Origin of the sequence: Sphingomonas desiccabilis (assembly GCF_004135605.1) — a bacterium.
Lineage (GTDB): Bacteria > Pseudomonadota > Alphaproteobacteria > Sphingomonadales > Sphingomonadaceae > Sphingomonas > Sphingomonas desiccabilis.
The window spans coordinates 70,018-91,976 of record NZ_SDPT01000004.1 but is presented as its reverse complement, the minus strand read 5'-3'; the positions used below and the strand labels follow the sequence as shown (position 1 = coordinate 91,976).

The following is a 21,959-nucleotide window of genomic DNA, read 5'->3' as shown; positions in this document are numbered from 1 at the left end:
CCCTCCGCGACGGAGAAGAGGAGTTGAAGATGACCAGTCCCTTCGATCTTTCCGGCAAGGTGGCGGTCGTCACCGGCGCCAACACCGGCATCGGCCAGGCGATCGCCCTCGCCCTCGCCGCCGCCGGTGCCGATATCGCCGCCGTCGGCCGCACGCCGGCCGAGGACACCGTCGCCAAGGCGCGCGCGCTCGGCCGCCGCGCAGAGATCGTTTCCGCCGACCTCTCCACGATCGAACCCGTGCAGCGCTTGGCGGACGAGACGGTGGCGAAGCTCGGCGGGCTCGACATCCTGGTAAACAACGCCGGCATCATCCGCCGCGCCGATGCGGTGGACTTCACCGAAGAAGACTGGGACGCAGTGGTCGACACCAATCTTAAATCGGTGTTCTTCCTCTGTCAGGCCGCCGGCCGCCACATGATCGCCAATGGTGGGGGCAAGATCATCAACATCGCCTCGATGCTGACCTTCCAGGGCGGCATCCGCGTGCCGAGCTATACCGCGTCCAAGTCGGGGATCGGCGGCCTCACCAAGCTGCTCGCCAACGAATGGGCGAGCAAGGGCGTGAACGTGAACGCGATCGCGCCCGGCTATATCGCCACCAACAACACCGCAGCGCTTCAGGCCGACGAAGTCCGCAACAAGTCGATCGTCGACCGAATCCCCGCCGGCCGCTGGGGCGACGCGTCCGACCTCGGCGGCGCCGCCGTGTTCCTCGCCAGTCGGGCTGCCGACTACGTCCAAGGCCATATCCTCGCCGTCGACGGCGGATGGTTGGCCCGCTGATGACCACGAAGCGCCTGCTCGCCTTTGGCGAAATCATGTACCGCATGTCCCCTCCGGGACGCGAACTGCTGCTCCAGACGCCCAAGCTCGACCTGTGGGTCGCAGGTGCGGAGGCCAATGTCGCCACCGCCCTTGCCCGCCTCGGCCACGACGTCGCCTTTGCGAGCCGCCTGCCCGACAACGACCTTGGCCGCGCCGCGATCGGCACCCTGCGCGGGCATGGCGTCGACACGCGCGGCATCCAGCTCGGCGGCGACCGCATGGGGTTGTACTTCGTGACCTCGGGCGCCGGCATGCGCGCCACGGAAGTCATCTACGACCGTGCCCATTCCGCCTTCGCCGAGGCGCCGGTCGAGGCCTGGGACTGGGACAGGCTGCTTGACGATGTCGATCGCCTCCACCTGTCGGGCATCACCCCCGCACTCGGCCCGGTACCGGCGCAAAGCGCCCTTGCCGCCGTCCGTGCCGCGGCTGCCCGCGGCGTCGCCATCTCCTTCGACGGCAACTATCGCGCCAAGCTGTGGGAGCGCTGGGACTCCGATCCGCGCACCATCCTGACGGAGCTCGTCTCCCATGCCGACCTGATGTTCGGCAACCACCTCGACATCGCGCTGCTGCTCGACCGCACATTCTCGAGCAATGCCGAGGAACGTCGACGTGAGGCCGCAGAAGCCGCCTTCGCCGCCTTCCCCAAGCTCCAGATGATCGCCTCCACCGCCCGCCACGTCGAGCATGTTGACCTCCACCGGCTGTCCGCGCGCATCGACGCCCGCGATCGCGCCGCCCAGACCGAGGAGATGGAGCTTGCCGGCATCGTCGACCGCATCGGCGGCGGCGACGCCTTTGCCGCGGGCGTGCTCCACGCGCTGCGCCGTGGCGGCGACCTCGACACGGCCGCCCACACCGGCCTGGCGCTCACCGCGCTCAAGCACTCGCTGCCGGGCGACGCGAGCATCTTCCGCCAGGCCGATCTCGACGCCTACCTCCAGGGCGGACTCGATGTCCGCCGCTGAGGGCTGGACCCGCCGCGGCGCCATCGCCGGCGTCACCGCAAGCGGCGCGGCCCTGTGGGCGGCAAGCGCTGCGAACGCCGCCCCGGCGGGCATCGTGCGCGCGCCGGCCGGCGATTTCGTCGGCACGCGCGAGGGCGGCGTCCACGCCTTTCGCGGCATCCGTTACGGCCGGGCCGAGCGCTTCCGCGCGGCCGTGCCCGTCGCTCAGCCCGGCACCCGCGTCGCCGCCCAGCGCTTCGGCCCGATCTGCCCGCAAAAGTCCGAAAGCGACGAGCCCCGGTCCGAGGATTGCCTGTTCCTCAACATCTGGACCGCAGAGCCGCGCGCCGCCGCCAAGAAGCCGGTGATGCTCTACATCCACGGAGGCGCCTATTCGAACGGCACCGTCACCGATCCGCAGACGCATGGCCATCACCTCGCCGCGCGCGGTGACGTGGTGGTGGTGACGGTCAACCACCGCCTCAACGCCTTCGGCTATCTCTACCTCGCGCGGCTCGACCCGCGCTTCGCCGACAGCGGAAACCTCGGCCAGCTCGACCTGGTCCTTGCTCTGCAATGGGTCCGCGATAACATCGCTGCGTTCGGGGGCGATCCGAACTGCGTGATGGTGTTCGGCCAGTCCGGCGGCGGTGCCAAGATCGCCACCATGATGGCGATGCCCGCGGCCAAGGGCCTGTTCCACCGCGCCGCGACCATGAGCGGCCAGCAGGTCACCGCCTCCGGCCCGCTCAACGCCACTGCCCGCACCCGCGCCTATCTACGGCGGCTTGGGGTGACGGAAACCGACCTCGGTCCGCTGCTCGCGATGCCCACCGAGCGGCTCGTGGATGCCCTGGACGCGACCGACCCGGTTCTGGGCGGCGGCGTCTACTTCGGCCCCGTGCTCGACATGAAGTGGCTCACCCGCCACCCCTTCTGGCCAGACGCGCACCCTCAGGGTCTCGCCGTCCCGATGCTGCTCGGCAACACCCATGACGAGACGCGCGCGTTCCTCAGCCCGGACAGTCCGAAGGTGCGAGGGCTCAACTGGGACAATGTCGCCGATCGCATCGCGCCCGAGCTGCGCATCGACATCCTCCCCGAATGGGTCGTCACGCAGTATCGCGAGCACTTTCCCGACTGGACGCCAACCCAGGTTTTCTACGACGCGACCACGTGCGGCCGCAGCTGGCGCGGCCAGGTGATCGAGGCGGAGGAGCGCGCGCGTGCCGGCGCCCCGGGCTGGGTCTACCAGCTCGACTTCGGCTCGCGTACCGATCCCCGTCGCGGCGCCTTCCATACCATGGACATCCCGCTGGTGTTCGGCACGCTCGATGCGCAGGGATCGCAGACCGGCACCGCCGCGGATGCGCGCACGGCCTCGGCAGCCATCCAGGAGAGCTTCGTCGCCTTCACCAGGGCCGGCGATCCGAACCATGCCGGATTGCCGCACTGGCCGCGCTACGATCTGGCGACGCGAGGCACGATGGTTTTCGACACCCGCTCGCGCGTGGAAAACGACCCGCGCGGCTGGCAGCGCGAGCTGTTCGCGCGCGTGCCCTACATCCAACCCGGCACCTGATTTGACCATGTGACAAGGTGTTGACACCGGTTACGATCGGTCGCATGTCTATGACACCGGTTACTAGAACAGAATAAACCGGTTGAACGACGCGCCGAACCAGCGTCGGATCGAGAGGATGTCGGACCGCGGGCCTTACGCCTGCCCTCCCGAGCCGTGCGCCTGCAGCGCGTCAGGAATCGTCGCCGATGCCGTGCGTCGGCCGTGAGGGGAGAGATTTCGCATGACCATGTCCCGTCGTACGTGCCGCGGATCGTTGCGCCTGGCCGGCGTTTCGCTCGGCGCGATGTCCGCGGCGCTGTTGCTTCCGCAGGCTGCCTTTGCCCAGGCGGCCGAGGTGCCGGAAGCCGTCGCTCCGGGCACGCCCGCCCAGCAGGATCCCTCCCCCGCCCAGACCGCAGTCGTGCCGGCCGACCAAGTGACGCCCGACACCGCCGCCCAGGTCGCATCCCCGGAAGCGGACGCGGGCGGCGAGATCGTCGTCACCGGCTTTCGCCAGTCGCTCGGCGCCGCGATCGCGCTCAAGCGCAACACCGTCTCTTCGGTCGACGCGATCGTCGCCGAAGACATCGCCAAATTCCCCGACCAGAACCTCGCCGAGTCGCTGCAGCGCATCCCCGGCATCTCGATTCAGCGCGACGCCGGCGAGGGTCGCGCGATCACCGTCCGCGGTCTCGGCGCGCAATTCACCCGGGTGCGCGTGAACGGTCTAGAGACCGTCGCCACCTCTACCGATGGCGCCAGTTCCAACCGCGACCGCGCCTTTGACTTCAACGTGTTCGCGTCCGAGCTGTTCAACTCGATCGTCGTCCACAAGACCGCAGAGGCCTCGCTCGACGAGGGTTCGCTCGGTGCGGTCGTCGATCTCAACACCGGCAACCCGCTCGCCGGAAAGAGCGGCGTGACCTTCGTCGCCTCGGGCCAGGCCTCGTACAACGACCTGTCCAAGAACTGGGGCCCGCGCATCGCCGGGCTGCTCTCGTACAAGAACGATGCGGGCACCTTCGGCGTCGCCGTCTCGGGCGCTTACCAGAGCACCAACAATTTCGAGCTCGGCAACAACACCGTGCGCTGGGCGCAGGGCGTGTTCGACTCCGTCGACGGCAACGCCTGCTTCTCGCAGCCGAACCGTGGCGGTACCTATGTCGGCACCCCCGGCGGTGTTTGCGACCAGGTCGCGCTCGCCTTCCACCCGCGCATCCCGCGCTACGGGTCGGTCCGCCACGACCGCGAGCGCCTTGGCCTGACCGGTAGCGTCCAATGGGCGCCGACGGACGCGACCAAGATCTCGATCGACGCGCTTTATTCGCGCTTCAAGGAAACGCGCGAGGAGAAGTGGGGCGAGGTGCTGCTGCGCTCCAACGAGCGGCAGATGAACGTCCGCGACTATACGATCGACGACAACAACAACCTGATCTCCGCCACCATCGACGATGCCTGGGTCCGCACCGAGCATTACCTCCGCGAATCCCAGACCGAATTCTACCAGATCGGCGGCAGCTGGGATCAGGACGTCAGCGACAGCTTCCGTTTCACCCTGATGGGTGGTTACTCCAAGTCCAACGCCACGATCCCGGTCGAAACCACCTTCGTGTTCGACGATCGCGACGCGCAAGGCTTCAGCTACGATTACACCAACATGAAGCGGCCGGTGATCAGCTTCGGCACCAGCGTCACCGATGCGGCCAACTTCCAGCTCGCTGAGATCCGGGACCGTCCGTCCAAGACGGTCAACGACTTCCGCACCGCTCAGCTACGCACCGAATGGGACGTGACCGAGGGACTGAAGATCAAGTCCGGCGCCATGTACCGCCGCTTCTCCTTCGATACCCAGGGCTTCTCGCGCGACGCGGTGGTCTGCCCCAATGCCGGCGGGGCGGACGTGGTGCTCGGCACCATTACCTGCACGCCCAACAGCAACATCGGTCCGACCTCGGTCTATGGCTTCCCGGCCGGCAATCTCGGCGAGCTGTTCAACCTGGGCAAGGCGGGTCAGCCGAGCGGCACCACGACCGAGTTCCTGATCCCGAACATCGGCGCTGCAGCCGACTACACCGGCCTGTATGACCGCACCGCCAGCGTGCTGGTGGGCGACACCCGCAGCGTGTCGGAGGAAGTGACCGGCGGTTATGTCCAGTTCGACATGGAAGGCGAAATGCTCGGCCTGCGCTACGCGGCCAACGCCGGCATGCGCTATGCCCACACCGCGCAGAAGTCGACCGGCCTGACCTCGGCTTCGGCTGGCGGCGTCACTACCAACACCCCCGTCACCGTCGAGCGCAGTTATGACGACTGGTTGCCGGCGGTGAACGTCGCGCTGTTCCCGCATGAGGACATCGTCCTGCGCGGCGCCATTTCAAAGGTCATCACCCGGCCTTCGCTCGGCAGCCTGACCCCGGGCGGCTCGGTCGACGGGTTCAACTACCGCGTGAACTTCGGCAACCCGCAGCTCGATCCCTTCCGCGCGACCTCCTTCGATCTGTCCGCCGAATATTATTTCGCGCCCCAGTCGCTGTTCTCGGTCGCATTGTTCAAGAAGAACATCGCCAGCTTCCCGGTCTCCGGGACCCGCAGCGGAACCTTTGCCTCGACCGGCCTGCCACTCGGCGTGATCCCGGCGAGCTCGCCGGCCGCCCAGGCACCGGAAGGCCAGCTCTGGCAGATCAGCGGTCCGGTCAACGGCGAAGGCGCGTCCCTGAAGGGCATGGAAATCTCACTGCAGGCGAGCTTCACCTTCCTGCCGGGCTTCCTCAAGAACTTCGGCTTCCTTGCCAACGCCACCTTTGTCGACTCCAGCGCCAGCTATTCGCAGGGCGGTCCGGCGACCGAGGTGATCCAGCCCGGCGTCAGCCCGACCGGCGCGATCATCCCGGGCGGCACCCTGGGCGCGCTGCCCAACACCACCCGCGACGCCACCCTCTACGGCCTCTCCAAGCGCGCCTACAACGGCACGCTCTACTATGAGGATGCGAAGTTCTCGGCGCGTGCCTCGGTCAGCTATCGCAGCCCGTACATCGACGGCGCCTCGGCGACGGGCAATCTGTTCGAAGGCTATGACGAGACCGTCAACGTCGACGCTTCGATCCGCTACAAGCTGACCGACCAGTTCGAACTCTCGCTGGAGGGCACCAACCTGACCGACGAGTATCGCGATCGCTGGGTCGATATCGACGCTCGCCGCAACTATGAGTCCAACCACTTCGGGCGGACGTTCCTGATCGGCGGCCGCTTCAAGATGTAGGCCGTCCCGGGCGCCCCGCTCCTCACCGCAGGGCGCCCCTTCTTCTTCCGGGAATTCTCCATGATCGATCGGCGACAGACGCTGGCCGCGCTCGGCTCCGTAATGGCGGCCGCCGCCGCAGGCTCGGCACGGGCCCAAGAACCCACCCCGCCGGCGCGGGGCACGCCGCCCGATCCCACCGAGATCCTCGAACTGTGGCCGGACGGCGCGCCCGGCGCCCCCGCGACCCTCCCGGTCGAGCGGATCGAGGAGCGCAGCAAGGATCCGGCACTGTCGGATCGCGCGGTCAGCGGCACCCACCGCCCGCGCCTGGTCGTCTTCCGCCCGCGTAAGCCCAACGGATCGGCGCTGATGGTCGCGCCGGGCGGCGGCTATGTCCGCGTCGTGCTCGACAAGGAAGGGTTCGAGATCGGCCGCTGGCTCGCAGAGCGGGGCTGGACCGTGTTCGTCCTCTTCTACCGTCTGCCCGGCGATGGTTGGGCGGCGGGCCCCGACACCCCGCTCCAGGACAGCCAGCGCGCGATGCGCCTCATCCGCTCGCGGGCGCAGAGCTACGGCATCCGCCGGGATCGCGTGGCGGCGATGGGCTTTTCCGCCGGCGGCCATGTCTGCGGCGATCTCGCCACCCGCTACGACGCGCGCGTCTATGCGCCCGTCGATGCCGCGGACGAGCTGAGCGCCCGCCCCGACATCGCCGCCCCCATCTATCCCGTGCAGTCGATGCGCCTGCCCGTCGCCCACGGCGGCTCGCGCAAGCAGCTGCTGGGCGCCAACCCTACGCCCGAGCTCGAAGCCGCGCACAGCCCCGAAAACAACGTCCGCGCCACCACGCCGCCCTGCTTCCTGGTTCATGCCGAAGATGATGCGACGGTGCCCGTCGAAAACAGCCTGACGTTGCGCGCCGCGCTCAAGCGCGCTGGCGTGCCGGTCGAGACGCACTTGTTTACCGAGGGCGGCCACGGCTTCGGCATTCGCGGTGCGGCCGGCAAGCCTGCGGCGACCTGGCCCGCATTGTTCGCGCGCTGGGCCAAGTCCCACGGTTTCGGCTGAACGCGCGCCGGTGATGCTGACACCGCTGACAGATATTGGAATGGAGACGCTTCAGGTGGCGACCGTAATGCAGCAAAATGTCGATCGCATCGCCGAGACCTTCGTGCGGGCCCGCCGCGAGGGCACGGCGATCGTCGACTATCCCGGTACCATCCCCGCGGCGCTGGCAGAGGCCTATGCGGTGCAGGACCGCGCCCTCGCGCTCGACGGCCGCCGGGTCGCGGGGTGGAAGGTCGGCAAGATCGACCCGCGGATCGAGGGCGTGAACCGTCTCGCCGGCCCGATCTTTGCCGACCAGGTCGTCACCGCCACGGACACCGGAACGCCGATCGGCATGCCGGTATTCCGCGGCGGCTTCGCCGCGGCGGAGGCCGAGTTCCTGCTGCGCGTCGGCACCGCCCCGGACCCCGCCAAGCGCCAGTACACGATGGAAGAGGCCATCGATCTCATCGACGCCGTCCACGCCGGCATCGAGATCGCGAGCTCGCCGTTCGGCGGCATCAACGCGCTCGGCCCCACCGTCACCATCTCCGACTATGGCAACAACAACGGCCTGGTGATCGGCCCCGCGATCGACAATTGGCGCAACGCCGGCATCGCGGACTGGCCGGTCGAGCTCACCATCGACGACGCCCCCATCGGCGCCGCCACCGCCGCCACCATGCTCGACGGTCCGTTCGGGGCCGCGCGCTTCCTGTTTGAGCTGCTCGCCGCCCGCGGCATCGCGCTCCAGCCCGGCGACTGGATCTCGTCCGGCGCCGTCACCGGCGTCCACCAGGTGTCGGTCGGCGCCCGCGTCGACGTCCGCTTCGACGACCGTCTCGCCACCGCCTGCACCATCTTGGCGCGGTGACAAGTCCCGCTCGTCCCGCCCCAACCTCCAGTACCCCGGCGAAGGCCGGGGCCCAGTTGGGAAAGCCTCTGAACAGCGCGTTCCCGCTCGACCCGTGCCGCAACTGGACCCCGGCCTCCGCCGGGGTACAAGTTCGCCTGAAACATCCCGCGCGCCGCCCTGACCTGCCACTGTAGAACTACCGCCACCGGCCGAACAGACGGAGACCACCCGCACCCCGGCGGCCCGAGGAGAGAGAATGACCCGTTCCCCCATTTCCGCGCTGGCCCTCGCGGTCGCCCTCCTCGCCGCCCCGGCCGCCGCCCAGACCCAGGCACCCGCCGCTGCCGCACCCGCCGCCGACCAGAGCCTGATCTTCCACGCCACCCTCGACACCGGCTTCACCGCCGAGCACGCAGCCGGCGACCCCGTCCCCAATTTCCGCAGCGGCATGAGCACCGTCGCCGATGGCGCGATCGGCGGCGCCGCGCGCTGGTCGGACGCCGGCTATGTCGCGTGGAAGGCGCCCGGCAACATGCGCGCCGAACGCGGCACCCTCGCCTTCTGGTGGCGCGCCCGCGATCCCTTGAACGACGTGCCCTTCGTGATCTTCCGCACCGGCTTTGCCGATCACACCAGCTGGGACATGGCATTCCTGCGCATCGACTGGAACGGCCACGGCTTCGATGCCTTTGTCACCGACGCCAACCTCGCGCGAATCCGCGTCTCCTACACCATTCCGCAAATCCCCGACTCAAACGCATGGCACCACCTCGCCTTCGCCTGGGACGAGACCCTGGGCGTCCGCCTTTATGTCGACGGCCGCGAAGTCGCCGCCAAGCGCCAGGTCGCGGACCTCGACTCCGGCCTCGACCAGTTCGGTCTCGCCGGCCGCGTGATCTCACCCCACCAGGTGCAGAGCCGCTACAACTTCATGCGCGGCTCGGACGTCGACGACCTGCGCGTCTATGACCGCATGCTCGGGGCTCCCGGCGTGATGGCGCTCGCCGCTAGGCAGGAGCCGGGGGCACCCCCGGCCGACGATGCCGCCGCCCGTCGCACCGCCTGGCTCCACCGCTATGGCTGGGACCGGCAGAGTCCGCCCGTGCTCGCTGACCCCGCCACCACCATCCGCAAGGTCGAGTTCGCCGACGCCAAGGACCTGAAGCAATGGATGTGGAAGGGCGTCGACGGCATTCCTGAGACCACCTGGCCCGGCGTCTACAACCGTTCCAAGCTTCCTGGCCGCGACGATTATTTCGAGCTCCCCGACTGGAATGTCTATGTCGAGGGCGGCAAGGCCTATGACCTCGCCATCCCTGCCGGCGAGCGCGTCAACCGCGTTGCCATCCGCGGCGCCGCCTATGGCACGCTCGCCTATGCGCCCGAGGGCGGCGACTATGCGACGCTCGCCAAGCGCCCCCAGGGCGTGGTCCGCACCAGCGACAGCTTCGCGGCGAAAACCGGCGGGCACCTGCGCTTCACCAACGTGATGCAGGAACAGCCGATCCAGGAGATCTGGGCTTATCACGTCACGGCAGGACCGCCGCCCAAGGGCCTGTTCAGCCTCGATTATGTCGTCGATGCCAAGGCGTCGTCACAGCTTCCCGCCCTCTCCGCCCTCAACGCCTACGTCGCGGGCCGCTATGCGCCCGACGAGCAGGCCACCGCCGTCGCCATGCCGGCCGGCGGCATCAAGACCGCGGTCGGCGCCGGCAGCTCGGCCGAGACCGGCGCCGCCGTCCGTCGTGCCGACGCCCGCCCGATCGTCCACCTGCTGGTCCCCTCCAACTACGGCGACGCCTTTCCCGACAGGCCGCTCGCCCGCGCCTGGGACTATGGCTGGCAGAACCTCCACGCGGGGCTCGACGGCATCGCCATCGACCTGCCGGCGATGCAGCTGAAACCGGACGCCAAGGGCCTGATCCCGCTCAGCATCGTCGTCCACGATCCGATCTGGCCCGAACGCCAGATGATCGACGTGCAGGTCTCCGTCCGCCCGGGCGAGGCGCGCACGCTGTGGCTTGACCTGCGCGACCGCATTCTCACCAACGACAGCTTGTACCTGACGATCGCGTCGGCAGCGCCCGACTTCAGCGCCGATGCGCTCGATGGCGCCAGGCTGCGCCTCGTCTTCAAGGACCGGGGCGAAGCCGCCAAGGAGCATGCCGCCGACCGCTTCAACCAGGTGAAGGACAATTGGGGATTTCTGGTCGAGGAGCATACCGCCTCCAAGAACGCCGGCCTCTACCGCCGGCTGTTCGCCGACATTTCCGACCTGCTGCGCGTCGATCCCGATCATGCGGAGGCGCGGCGCTACTGGGCCGACATCAACTACCGCCCGGAAAACATGCCGGCCTTCACCCAGCCACAACCGCCCGCCGGCGTGCCGCTCTGGGCATTTCGACAACTTGAGGATCTGAAGCTGGTCCGCCAGTTCGTGAACTGGTGGATCGACGAGCGCCAGGTGCCCTATGGCGACTTCGGCGGCGGCATCTCCGACGACACCGACCTAACTCAGCAATGGCCGGGCCTCGCGCTGATGGGTGTCGACCCGGACAAGATCAACGCGTCGCTGCGCGCGCTGGACGAGGCCGTCTACAAGAACGGCATGATCGAGAACGGCCTGGGCGTCCTCACCACCGACGAGCTCCACGCCTATGAGGAAGGGCTGAACGCCGACGCGGAACGCCTCTACCTCAACTGGGGCGAGCCGCGCACCGTCGAGCGGATCATGGCGACCACCCGGGCGCTCGGCGGCATCATCACCCGCAACCCGGCCGGGCACCTCCATTTCTCCTCGAACTGGTACGGCGCCCGCAAGGTCTACCGCGAGGGGGCGTTCGAGTGGCAGAAGCCCTACAGCTTCACGGTCCTCCACGGCCCGATCCTGCTCGGCCTCTACAACGCCAGCCCGGCAGCGCGCGGGCTCGTCACCGGCGTCGTCGACGGGCTGATGGCGCACGGCACGCAAGGAGCCGATGGCAGCTGGAACTATCCCAACGAGGTCAACTGGCGCACCGATGCCACCCGCGTCGGCGACGGCGGCGGTGCCACCGTCCCGCTCCAGTCGGCCTGGGCATCCTGGCGCTTCACCGGCGACGCCAGATATCTCCGCCCGATCGAGACCCGCCTTGCCAAGGCGGGCCTGGGGGCGCTCGCCGAGTTCAACGAGAACGCCTTCCACGCCCTTCCGGTGGGCGGGCAACTGCTCGCGACCTCGCCCGTCAAGGCCGAGACGTCGGGCGACCCCTTCGCGCTCTACAGCGCCTGGGCGGCAACCGGCGATCGCAGCTGGCTCGAACGCCTCCACGCCGACGCCATCGCCGACAAGGCGCAGCACATGTACATGTATACCGAGGGCCACTGGTGGTCCGACCGCGTCGACCAGCCCAATGAGATCCTTCAGCGCGAGCGCCTGGGCGGCATCGCCCTGCGCCGCAACCAGACCTGGCCCGGCAACACGGTCAGCTGGCGCTTCGACCAGCCCGAGGCGGCGACCCAGGTCGCAATCCTCGTGCCCGATCCCAAGCCGGACGCCTTCCGCGTCATCGCCTATAACACCAGCAGCCAGCCCCAGCGCGCGACCATGACCGGGTGGACGGTCACGGCCGGCAGCTGGACCATGAAGGCGGCGACCAGCAGCGACGGTGGTACCACCCTCACCCCCGCCGACACGCGCCATTTCACCCTCGAGCGCAGCGCTTCGACCGAGGTGACCTTCGCGCCCGGCACCACCACCGTGCTCGACTTCACTCTCGACCAGGCGAGCACCCCGGTCGAGCAGCGCCCCGACCTCGGCATCGGCACCGACGACGTGACCGTTCAAGGCCGGCGCGTATCGGTGAGGGTCCACAGCCTCGGCTCGCAACCCGCCGCCGGCGGCACGGTGACGCTGGTCGACGGCAGCGGCCGCGAAGTCGCGCGCGCGGCGGTACCGGCCCTCGCTGCTCCGATCGACCTGAGCCCGAAAACCGCGACCGTCCGCCTGACCATTCCCGGCGGCGTCGATCCCGCCACCCTTTCGGTCCGGACCGCCCTCACGGGGGACGCGCCGGAGGTTACGCGTCTCAACAACGCGGTGCCGCTCGCCGGGCTCCTCCGGCGATGAAGGCGACGCGGCGCGGCGTCCTCGCCGGCCTCGGAGTGCTCGCCACCCCGGCGCTTGCGCTCGGGAGCCGGGACGACCTTCGCGCCGCCCTCGACGCGGCCGAGAAGGACAGCGACCCGGCAAGCGCGCTAGGCCGCCTCGCCCGCTTCGATGCCAGCGCCCTCCCGCCTGGCCAGCGCCTCGACCTGCTCACCGCCCGCGCAGGCCTCGCGCTCGACGCACGCCTCGCCTCCGCGACCGGCACGCAACGCTTCGCCCTCCTCCTCCAGCAGCGCAGCGGCACCGGCGTCACGCCCGAACGCACCCGCATGCGGCTGACGCGCGAAGTCGGTCGCCTCACCGCCCGTGCCGACCGACTGTTCCGCGGCCTCGGCCGCACGCAAGGCTCGGTCGGCGAGCGCTACCGCGCCCTCTTCGCCGACCCGCAGTGGCATTATCCCGACAGCGACGCCGGCCGCGACCAGGCGGTCGCCGACATGAACCGCGTGCTCGCTGCCGCCCGCGCACGCGTTCCTGCGCTGCTCGGCCCCGTTCCGCCCTTCTGCCTCGACGTCAGCGCCCGCCGCCTCTCCGCAGCCGAGGTCGCCGCCGGCCGCGGCGGCTATCGCGAGCTCCCGACTCCGGAAAAGCCCGGCGCTTATGTCGTCGACCTCAAGGACATCGCCCGTCGCCCCAGCTGGAGCCTCAAGGGCGCCGTCCACCACGAGCTGCTCCCTGGCCATATGACGCAGATGCCGATGGAAGTGCTCGCCGCCCCTCATCCGCTCCGCCTGCGCTTCGCCCCCTCCTATGCCGAAGCATGGGGCATGGTCGCGGAACAGCTCGCCGCCGCCGACGGCGCCTACAAGCGCGACCCGCTCGGCGAGCTCGGCCACATCCACTGGCTGCTGTTCCGCGTCACCCGCGGCCTCGCCGACCTCGGCATCCATCTCGACGGATGGAGCATCGACCAGGCTCGCGCGCAGCTGATCGCCTGGCAAGGCGAGCCCGGCTATTTCGCCCCGTTCGAGATCGATCTCCCCCGCCTTGCCAAGGAACCCGCCACCCGCGCCGCCGAGGCCATGGCCTGGCTCGACCTAGCCGACACTGCCGCCCGCATCAGGCCGGCCGTGCGGGTCCGCTTCCACCAGGCCATGCTCCGCCACGGCCGCATGCGCACCGAAGCCTATGGAGATTGGAAGCGCCTCATCTGAATCGCGCCGCCGTACTCCGGCGGAGGACGGCGGCCCAATCCGGAAGATCCCCGAAGCGCGCGCGCACCGATCGCCGCGGCACCGCAACTGGACCCCGGCCTCCGCCGGGGCACAAGAAGAAGCCGCCTCCGTTCGCAGCCTCCCCGTGCTCCCGCGACGGCGGAAGCCCTGGGTACCATGCGCCCCATTCGTTCTCCTGCGACCCCGGGTTCCCGCCTCCGCCGAAACCCGGGCGCGTCCCCTACAGCGCGCGATACCGGAAATCCCGGAACCGAGCCTCCCCCGCTCCGGCCGAATAGAGGCCCGGCCGCAGCATCAGAAACCCGCCGCGCACGTTGTGGTGGTACCCGGACACCTCCATGCCGCGATCGAAGCGCTTCCACGTCCGCCCCTCATCGCCGCTCAGGTGGATGGCGATGACATGCTCCTTGTTCGCCACGCGCATCCGCAGGCGCCGGCCGTACGGGTTCGCCGGTCGCCCCCGCTCGATGCCGTACTGGTGGGTCACGAACCGCGTCTCGTCGAAGCCAAGCCCGCAATAGAGCTTGTCGTCATAGAACAGCACCAGCCCCGCGGTGCCGCCGGGCGCGATCTCGATCGAGCATTCGAACTGGTACGCGCGGTCGCCCGCGATCAGCATCAGCGGCGAGGAGTCGCTCGGCGCCTTGCCGGTCGCCTTGAGCACCAGCGCGCCATTCTCCACCCGCGCCCGGGCGGCCTCGTCCGGCCCGGGCTGAAAGAAATTCCACTTGGCCCCCAGCTGCAGGGTCCGGAAGTCGTCCGACAGCGGCTGCCCGTGCGGCAGCGCGGCGCCGCCCTTCGGCCTGGCGATCGGCTGCGAGAGGTCACCGCCCTTCATCCGGAACCAGCCATCGGCGGTCCACTCGATCGGATCGAGCAGCGCCTGCCGGCCCAGCGTCCAGAACCCGTTCTCGAAGCCGTGGTACACGGACCACCAGCTCCCGTCCGGCGCCTCGACCAGGCTCGCATGTCCCCGCGACCACCAGCGTTCCGACAGGTCGGTAGTGCGTACCACCGGATTGGCCGGATCATTCTCCCACGGTCCGTGCAGCGAGCGCGACCTTGCCACGATCACCATGTGCCCAGTGGGCGGCCCCGCCGTCCCGCCGACCGCGGTGATCTGGTAATACCAGTTCCCGTGCCGCACGATCTTGGGTCCCTCTGGCGAGAAGCTCTCGACGTCCCAGTCATCGGGATAGCGCCAGGGGTCATAGACATGCTCGACCTTCCCCACGGTCGACAGCCCGTCGTCGGAAAGCCGGATTCGGTCGCCGCCCGACAGGAACAGCCAGCGCGATCCGTCCTCGGCCACCGCATGGCACGGGTCGATATGCTCGTGCAGCCCCAGCGACTTGGGGTCGGACCACGGGCCGTCGATATGGTCGGCCCAGCTGACATAGATGTCGTTCGGCGTGGCCTTCACCGGGATGTAGAGGAAATACCGCCCCTTGTGCTTCTCCAGGCTCACCGCCCACACCGACCCGATGTTGCGGCTGAGCGCGGCCTTGCGCGGCTGCCAATTCACCAGGTCGCGGCTGTGCCAGATCGTCAGCCCGGGATAGCTGTCGAAGCTGGAGAAGGTCATGTAGTAATCTCGCCCATCCTTCAGGATGGCGGGATCGGGATGGTCGCCGGCGAGCAGCGGGTTCAGGAACCGCCCGTCGCCCAGGTCGGCGATCCGCTGGTTGTCAAAGCCCCGCTTCCAGTCCGGAGCCGGGCGCGCCTTGCAAGCCTCGGGCGCCCCCGACGTGCCCGCGGCCCGCGCGGGCGTTCCGCTCAGCATCGCCGCTGCACCGCCGGCAAACGCCGTCCCCAGCGCCTCGCGCCTGCTCAGTCCCATCGTGATTCTCCGGCTTGGGTGCGGCAGCGGGCGGCGTTTTGGCGCCGCCCGCGCTTGCCTTCAGACTTCCTGCGCGCGCGCCAGCTTCGGCGACAGCAGGTGGACGCACAGCAGCGCCAGGAAATAGGCCGCGCCCGCGACCGCGAACAGCGGCACATAGCTGCCGATGCTGTCGAGGACATAGCCGGCGTACTTGGCCATCAGCATGCCGCCGATCGCGCCCACGGTGCCGCCGATGCCGACCACCGAACCAACCGCCGCGCGCGGGAACAGGTCCGAAGGCAGCGTATAGAGGTTGGCCGAGAACGCCTGGTGCGCCGCGGTCGCAATGCCGATTACCAGCACGGCCAGCCACAGATTGTCGATCGACTGAGCAAAGAACACCGGCACCACCGCACAGGCGCAGATGAACATGGTCATCTTGCGCGCATAATTGACGCTCTTGCCCGCGTTGATGAACCGGCCGGACAGCCAGCCGCCCGCCACGCTGCCCAGATCGGACAGCAGGTAGATCGCGACCAGCGGCGGCCCGAAGCTCAACAGATCCAGGTCATAGCGCTCCCCCAGATAGCCCGGCAGCCAGAACAGGAAGAACCACCAGATCGGGTCGATGAAGAACTTGCCCAGCGCATAGGCCCAGGTCTCGCGCACGCGGATCAGCCGCTTCCAGGGGATCGCCGTCACCGGGTCGGCCGGATCCTGCTCGATCCAGGCGCGCTCCGCCCGGGTCACTTTGGGATGCTCGCTGGGACGGCGATACATGAGCAGCCAGGCGACCAGCCACAGCAGGCTGACCAAGCCGGTGATGATAAAGGCCGCACGCCAGCCGTAGGTGACGGTGATGATCGGCACCACCAGCGGCGTGATGATCGCGCCGACGTTGGCGCCCGCGTTGAATACGCCGATCGCCAACGCCCGCTCGCGCGCCGGGAACCACTCGGTCACTGCCTTGATGCTCGCGGGGAAGTTGCCGGACTCGCCCAGGCCCAGGCCGAACCGCGCCATGGCGAACTGCGTCACCGAATAGGCGCCGCCATGGGCGATGTGCGCGATCTGCCAGATGACGAAGGCGATGGCATAGCCGAAGCGCGCGCCGATCACGTCCATGATCCGGCCGAAACCCAGATAGCCGATCGCATAGGCCAGCTGGAAAAAGAAGATGACGTCGGCGAAGTCGGTTTCGCTCCAGCCGAGGTCCGCCGACAGCGTCGGCTTGAGCACGCCGATCATCTGTCGATCGACGTAGTTGATCACCGTCGCCGTGAAGAGGAGCGCGACGATCCCCCAACGATAGCGACCCGCCCGCGCTACCGCGCCTGCAACCGGGTCAGCCCGTCCGTTCTCCATGCTTCATCTCCGACATACTCTCCTGCCGGGCGGCGGCCTCTATCGTGCCGCTCACCCGAAGCGTTCCAAACCGCGCCTCGACACGTGCCCCGACCGCCACCTGGTGGACGCCGGTCACCGCACCTGAGGAGACCCATTGCCCCGGCTCCAGCGCCCGGCCGCGCGCGGCCAGGCTCTCGACCAGAAACGCGACGGCGCCGAACGGCCCGTCGAGCATGGTGCGCGCGCTCGCTTCCCCGACGCATGTATCGTCGACAAAGGTTGCGACCTGCCAATCCTCAAAGGTCCGGCTCGACCAGTCTGCCACCGGTGCCCCAATCAGCAATGCGTTATGATTGCCGAAGTCGCTGATCGTGACCAGCGGTCCGTCCGCATTAATTCCCGCATAGGGCGAGCTCGCGATCTCGAACCCGACATGCACCGCATCGACCAGCGCGACCGCGTCTTCCGGCGAGAGCCGCTGCGTGCCCGGCTTCGGCGACCGGCCGATGCGCAGCAGATATTCGGCCTCCACCGCAGCGAATCCCCCGGAGATCACCGGCAGCCTGGCCGGATCATCGCCGGCGCTCTGGATCTGGTCGGCGAAGATCGGTCCCGCGAGCCGCGGCACGCCCAGCGTGTCGCTGTAAGGCGCCGGGACCCGACCCACCTTCCACCCGGCGACGGCTCCGCCGTGGAACGCGATCGCATGGTCCTGCACGCCATAGGCAGCAGCAAGCGAGGTCGGACGCACGCCCGGATAGGTCGGAAGCGCCGCGCCTGTACGCCGTGCCTCCACAAAGGCCCGCGCGATCGCCTCTTCCCCGCTCATCTACCAAAACACCTTCTGCATCTCGCAGGCATCGCTATTGGAAACCGGTGTCAGGGGCAAGGCTGTTTCTACTGCGGCCATCTACGCATCAGAAGGAGCGTGCGGAGGCGGACCCGTTGCAAACTCGCTGTCCGCGGGCGCGATAGCGGTACCATTTCCGTTGACCTCGGTAGGTCGATGTGCACAGTCCGCCTCAAATAGAAATTTCGGAGGGATGTCGCGTGGGCCGCAGTTTGCTCGTTGGACTTCTACTTTTGTCGTCGGTCGCGCCGGTCAGCGTCACTTCGGCGCAGACTGCCCCTGCGCAGCTTCCCTATCGCGACCCGCAGCTGCCCCCTGCCGAGCGCGCCCGCGATCTCGTCTCGAAGATGAGCCTGGAGGAAAAGGCGCTTCAGCTCGGCCACGACGCGCCTGCGCTGCCCCGGCTGGGCATTCCCAAGTATAACTGGTGGAATGAAGGTCTGCATGGCGTGGCACGTGCGGGCATCGCCACGGTATTCCCGCAGGCGATCGGCATGGCGGCGACCTGGGACGTCGACCGGATGCGGAACACCGCCGACGTGATCTCCACCGAGTTTCGCGCGAAATATCTCGAACGCCGGCATCCCGACGGCGGAAGCGACTTCTATCGCGGCCTCACGGTGTGGTCCCCGAACCTCAACATCTTTCGCGATCCGCGCTGGGGGCGCGGCCAGGAAACCTACGGAGAGGATCCCTATCTGACGGGCCAGATCGGCACCGCGTTCATCCGGGGGCTGCAGGGCGACGACCCGAAATACTTCAAGACCATCGCGACCTCGAAGCACTTTGCCGTCCACTCCGGCCCGGAAAGCAACCGCCATCGGGAGGACGTGTACCCGAGCCTCCACGACCTGGAGGACACCTATCTGCCGGCGTTTCGCACCACGGTGACGGAGGGCAAGGTCGCGTCGATCATGTGCGTGTACAACGCGGTCTGGGGCGTGCCGGGCTGCGCCAACGCCGTCCTGCAGGAACAGTATCTACGCCGTGCGTGGGGATTCCAGGGCTATGTGGTCTCCGACTGCGGTGCTGCGGCAAACATCTATCGCAAGGATGCGCTGCACTACACCGACACCGCTCCGGAAGGCGTCGCCGCTGGGTTCGAAAACGGCATGGACCTGATCTGCGGCGACTACCGCAACGGCATGACGACGGATCCGGAGAACATCGTGGCGGCGGTGAGAGCGGGGCACCTGAGCGAGGCGACCGTGGACCGCTCGCTCCAGCGCCTGTTCGAGGCACGCATCCGGCTCGGCCTCTTCGACCCGCAGCTGCCGTTCGCGAACATCACGGCCAAGGACTATGACACGCCCGAGCATCGCGCCAAGTCGCGCGAGATGGCCGAGGCGTCGATGGTGCTGCTGAAGAACCAGGGCAATCTGCTGCCGTTCAAGAGCGCGCCTCGCACGATCGCCGTCATCGGCCCCAATGCCGACAGCTTCGATACGCTGGTGGGCAACTATTACGGCACGCCATCCCAGCCGGTGACCGTCCTCGACGGCATCCGCGCGCGCTATCCCAACGCGCGGATCCTCCATGCCCAAGGCGTGGGCCTCATCGGGCCGGCAGAAGCACCGGTGCCCGACTCCGCCTTCCGGGGGTTGCGCGTCCAGCACTACGCCAACCGCGACTTGCAGGGCACCCCAAGCGCCACGGAGACCGCGACCAACGCCCAGGTGACGTGGAGTGGCGACCGCGAAAGCTCTGCGCGCTGGACGGGCACGCTGGTGGCGCCGGAAACCGGCGAATACCGCTTCCGCTTCTCCACCGAGAACGGCTACCGCGTCTGGATCGACAATAAGCTGGTCGTGGACGAGTGGGGCGTCGGCGACGCGCCCTCGATCCTGGCCGGATCCATCCGCCTGAAGCGTGGCAAGAGCTATGCGGTCCGTGTCGAGGGCTTCCAGCGCGGCGCGCGCGGCCAGCAGCAACTCCTGTGGAGCCTGCCGAGCGCCAACGGCGACGATGCGGTCGCAGCCGCCGCCCAGGCCGACGTGGTGATCTTCGCAGGCGGGCTTTCCGCGCGCATCGAGGGCGAGGAGATGAAGGTTCAGGCGAAAGGCTTCGCCGGCGGGGACCGCACGAGCCTCGACCTGCCGGAACCGCAGCAGAAGCTGCTCGAGCGCGTCCATGCCACCGGTAAGCCGGTTGTCCTGGTGCTGATGAACGGATCGGCGCTGAGCGTGAACTGGGCCGACACGAACATCCCTGCAATCGTGGAAGCCTGGTATCCGGGTGGCGAGGGCGGCCATGCCGTCGCCGGCCTGCTCGCCGGGGATTACAGCCCCGCCGGGCGCCTCCCGGTCACCTTCTACACGTCCGCCGACGACCTGCCTGCGTTCGACAATTATGCGATGCAGGGGCGAACCTATCGCTATTTCAATGGGGAGGTTCTCTACCCCTTCGGCCACGGCCTTTCCTACACCCGTTTCACCTACGGGAATGCGCGCGTCAGCAACAAGACGATCCAGGCGGATGGCTCGGTGACGGTGTCGGTGGATGTGACCAATTCTGGCGCGATGGACGGGGACGAGGTCGTACAGCTGTACGTGGCCCATCCCGGCAAGGACGGCGCTGCGATCCGGACGCTGCAAGGCTTCGAGCGGGTCCACCTCAAGAAGGGCGACACGCGCACGGTGCGCTTTGCGCTCAAGGATCGGCAGCTCAGTTTCGTCGATCCGCAGGGGCGCCGCCGGATATCGGCGGGGCAGGTAGACCTCTGGGTCGGAGGTGGTCAGCCGGTCTCACGGCCCGGCTTGGCACAAGCCGCTGGAGCGGCGACCTCCTTTGCGATCTCGGGCGAGAAGCTGCTCCCGCGCTGAACGCTGCCGAGCACTCCACGCTGTTCGGGACCCTGCCTGTGGTGAAGATTGCTCCGCCCGGTGCGGAGCGATCGGCCCTCCGTGCCCTTGACCTGCCGATCCCCGCATCGACACCCATGATCGAGGCTGCCGACCAGAGGGCCCCCGGGTGCCGCGAAGCGCATCGGCGCTGCCTGGAAGAAAGGCCAGTCACCCCTGCCCGGCGGCGCATCCAAATGCCGCTGGCAAAAAACTTCGCTCGGCCGCTATGGATGGACCATGACCAAGGCGTCCCAGCCCACCATCAACGACGTCGCACGCCTTGCCGGCGTCTCGAAGAAGACGGTCAGCCGCGTCATCAACAACAGCGATCTCCTGAACGAGGACACGCGCAAGCGCGTCGAACAGGTGATTGCCGAGCTGGGCTATACCCCCAATCCGCAGGCCCGCGCACTCGCGTTGCGCCGCAACTTCGTGATCGCGCTGATCCACGACAACCCGAACGCGCAGATGGTGCTGGGCGTTCAGCACGGCCTACTGGAGGTATTGCGCGATACCGAATTCGAGCTGCTGGTCCACCCGGTCGACCGCGGCGATCCCGAGATGCTGGGCGAAATCCGCCGCTTCCTCGAACGCCAGCGGCCCTATGGGGTCATGCTGCTGCCGCCGATTTCGGAGAACGACCAGCTTGCCGGGCTTTGTGCGTCGATCGGCTGCCGCTATGTTCGAATGGGCTCGGCGCCCTTCGACACGCCGCAGAACATGGTCGCCTCCAACGACCGCGAAACGGTCCGGCATGCGATTGCGCACCTGATCGAAGCCGGGCACCGCCAGATTTGCGTCATCGCCGGCCCTCGCGGCTTCCGCTCGACGCTCGAGCGTCAGGCCGGCTATGAAGAGGCCATGACGGCGGCCGGGTTGCCGTTCGACCGCACCTGGATCGCCCCTGGGGACTACACCTTCGATTCCGGAATGCGCGCCACCGAGCGGCTCCTCGATCTCCTGCCCCGTCCCACCGCGATCTTCGCCTCCAACGACGAGATGGCGGCTGGCGCCATCCACGTCGCGCGTCAACGCGGCCTGGAAATACCCGCCGACCTGTCGATCATCGGCTTCGACGACACCACCATCGCCTCCCACCTCTGGCCGCCGCTCACCACCGTGCGCTGGCCGATCGAGACCATGGCGCGGGCAGCGGCGCTCAAGCTGATCGGTGAGGGCGCAGGAGACGGCGGCGACAGCGACGAACATGCGCTCTTCCTCTCGACCTTGATCCGCCGCGCGTCGGTCGCGGCACCCGCCGTACGAGATATCTGATAAATTGGCTGGACA

Annotated in this window: 13 protein-coding genes; 10 read left to right on the top strand and 3 right to left on the bottom strand. The window is 68.4% G+C overall.

The window, feature by feature from the left end; translation table 11 throughout:
- The first annotated feature begins 29 nt into the window (after window positions 1-29).
- From kduD to EO081_RS16210, 8 genes are all read left to right on the top strand, one after another.
- The gene (gene kduD / locus EO081_RS16245; protein ID WP_129343474.1) at window positions 30-785 is read left to right on the top strand and encodes a 2-dehydro-3-deoxy-D-gluconate 5-dehydrogenase KduD; all 756 of its coding nucleotides are present in this window, start codon (window positions 30-32) and stop codon (window positions 783-785) included.
- Complete coding sequence (locus tag EO081_RS16240; RefSeq protein WP_129343472.1) at window positions 785-1,798, top strand: sugar kinase; 1,014 nt, start codon at window positions 785-787, stop codon at window positions 1,796-1,798. The genes kduD and EO081_RS16240 overlap by 1 nt, the downstream gene beginning before the upstream one ends.
- Window positions 1,785-3,359, top strand: coding sequence for a carboxylesterase/lipase family protein (locus EO081_RS16235; protein ID WP_129343470.1), 1,575 nt, complete (start codon window positions 1,785-1,787; stop codon window positions 3,357-3,359). The genes EO081_RS16240 and EO081_RS16235 overlap by 14 nt, the downstream gene beginning before the upstream one ends.
- A gap of 286 nt (window positions 3,360-3,645) precedes the next feature.
- Window positions 3,646-6,600: a TonB-dependent receptor gene (locus EO081_RS16230; RefSeq protein WP_129343559.1), complete on the top strand. Its 2,955-nt coding sequence runs from the start codon at window positions 3,646-3,648 to the stop codon at window positions 6,598-6,600.
- Window positions 6,601-6,660: 60 nt separating this feature from the next.
- Window positions 6,661-7,650 (top strand): alpha/beta hydrolase, encoded by a 990-nt coding sequence (locus EO081_RS16225; protein WP_129343469.1) that lies wholly within the window; start codon window positions 6,661-6,663, stop codon window positions 7,648-7,650.
- Between the two features lie 40 nt (window positions 7,651-7,690).
- Window positions 7,691-8,503, top strand: a complete 813-nt coding sequence (locus EO081_RS16220; RefSeq protein WP_240697742.1) for a 2-keto-4-pentenoate hydratase — start codon at window positions 7,691-7,693, stop codon at window positions 8,501-8,503.
- 238 nt (window positions 8,504-8,741) lie between these two features.
- Window positions 8,742-12,593, top strand: coding sequence for a LamG-like jellyroll fold domain-containing protein (locus EO081_RS16215; protein WP_129343468.1), 3,852 nt, complete (start codon window positions 8,742-8,744; stop codon window positions 12,591-12,593).
- Window positions 12,590-13,786 (top strand): DUF885 family protein, encoded by a 1,197-nt coding sequence (locus EO081_RS16210; RefSeq protein ID WP_129343466.1) that lies wholly within the window; start codon window positions 12,590-12,592, stop codon window positions 13,784-13,786. Before EO081_RS16215 ends, EO081_RS16210 begins: the two co-directional genes overlap by 4 nt.
- A 241-nt stretch (window positions 13,787-14,027) precedes the next feature.
- Here the strand turns inward: EO081_RS16210 and EO081_RS16205 are convergent, their stop codons facing one another.
- From EO081_RS16205 to EO081_RS16195, 3 genes are read right to left on the bottom strand one after another with little or no spacing between them, the layout of a single operon-like run.
- Window positions 14,028-15,647, bottom strand: coding sequence for a family 43 glycosylhydrolase (locus tag EO081_RS16205; RefSeq protein WP_129343464.1), 1,620 nt, complete (start codon window positions 15,645-15,647; stop codon window positions 14,028-14,030).
- A 60-nt stretch (window positions 15,648-15,707) separates the two neighbouring features.
- Window positions 15,708-16,994, bottom strand: a complete 1,287-nt coding sequence (locus EO081_RS16200) for an MFS transporter (RefSeq protein WP_129343463.1) — start codon at window positions 16,992-16,994, stop codon at window positions 15,708-15,710.
- Window positions 16,975-17,805 (bottom strand): 2-keto-4-pentenoate hydratase, encoded by an 831-nt coding sequence (locus EO081_RS16195; protein ID WP_129343461.1) that lies wholly within the window; start codon window positions 17,803-17,805, stop codon window positions 16,975-16,977. Before EO081_RS16195 ends, EO081_RS16200 begins: the two co-directional genes overlap by 20 nt.
- Before the next feature lie 221 nt (window positions 17,806-18,026).
- On the opposite strand from EO081_RS16195, the gene EO081_RS16190 reads away from it, so the two are divergent.
- A complete protein-coding gene (locus tag EO081_RS16190; protein ID WP_240697741.1) occupies window positions 18,027-20,648 on the top strand; it encodes a glycoside hydrolase family 3 C-terminal domain-containing protein in 2,622 nt (873 codons plus the stop codon).
- A 258-nt stretch (window positions 20,649-20,906) separates the two neighbouring features.
- Entirely contained in the window at window positions 20,907-21,944 is a 1,038-nt protein-coding gene (locus tag EO081_RS16185) for a LacI family DNA-binding transcriptional regulator (RefSeq protein WP_129343460.1), read from the top strand.
- Window positions 21,945-21,959: the final 15 nt, after the last annotated feature.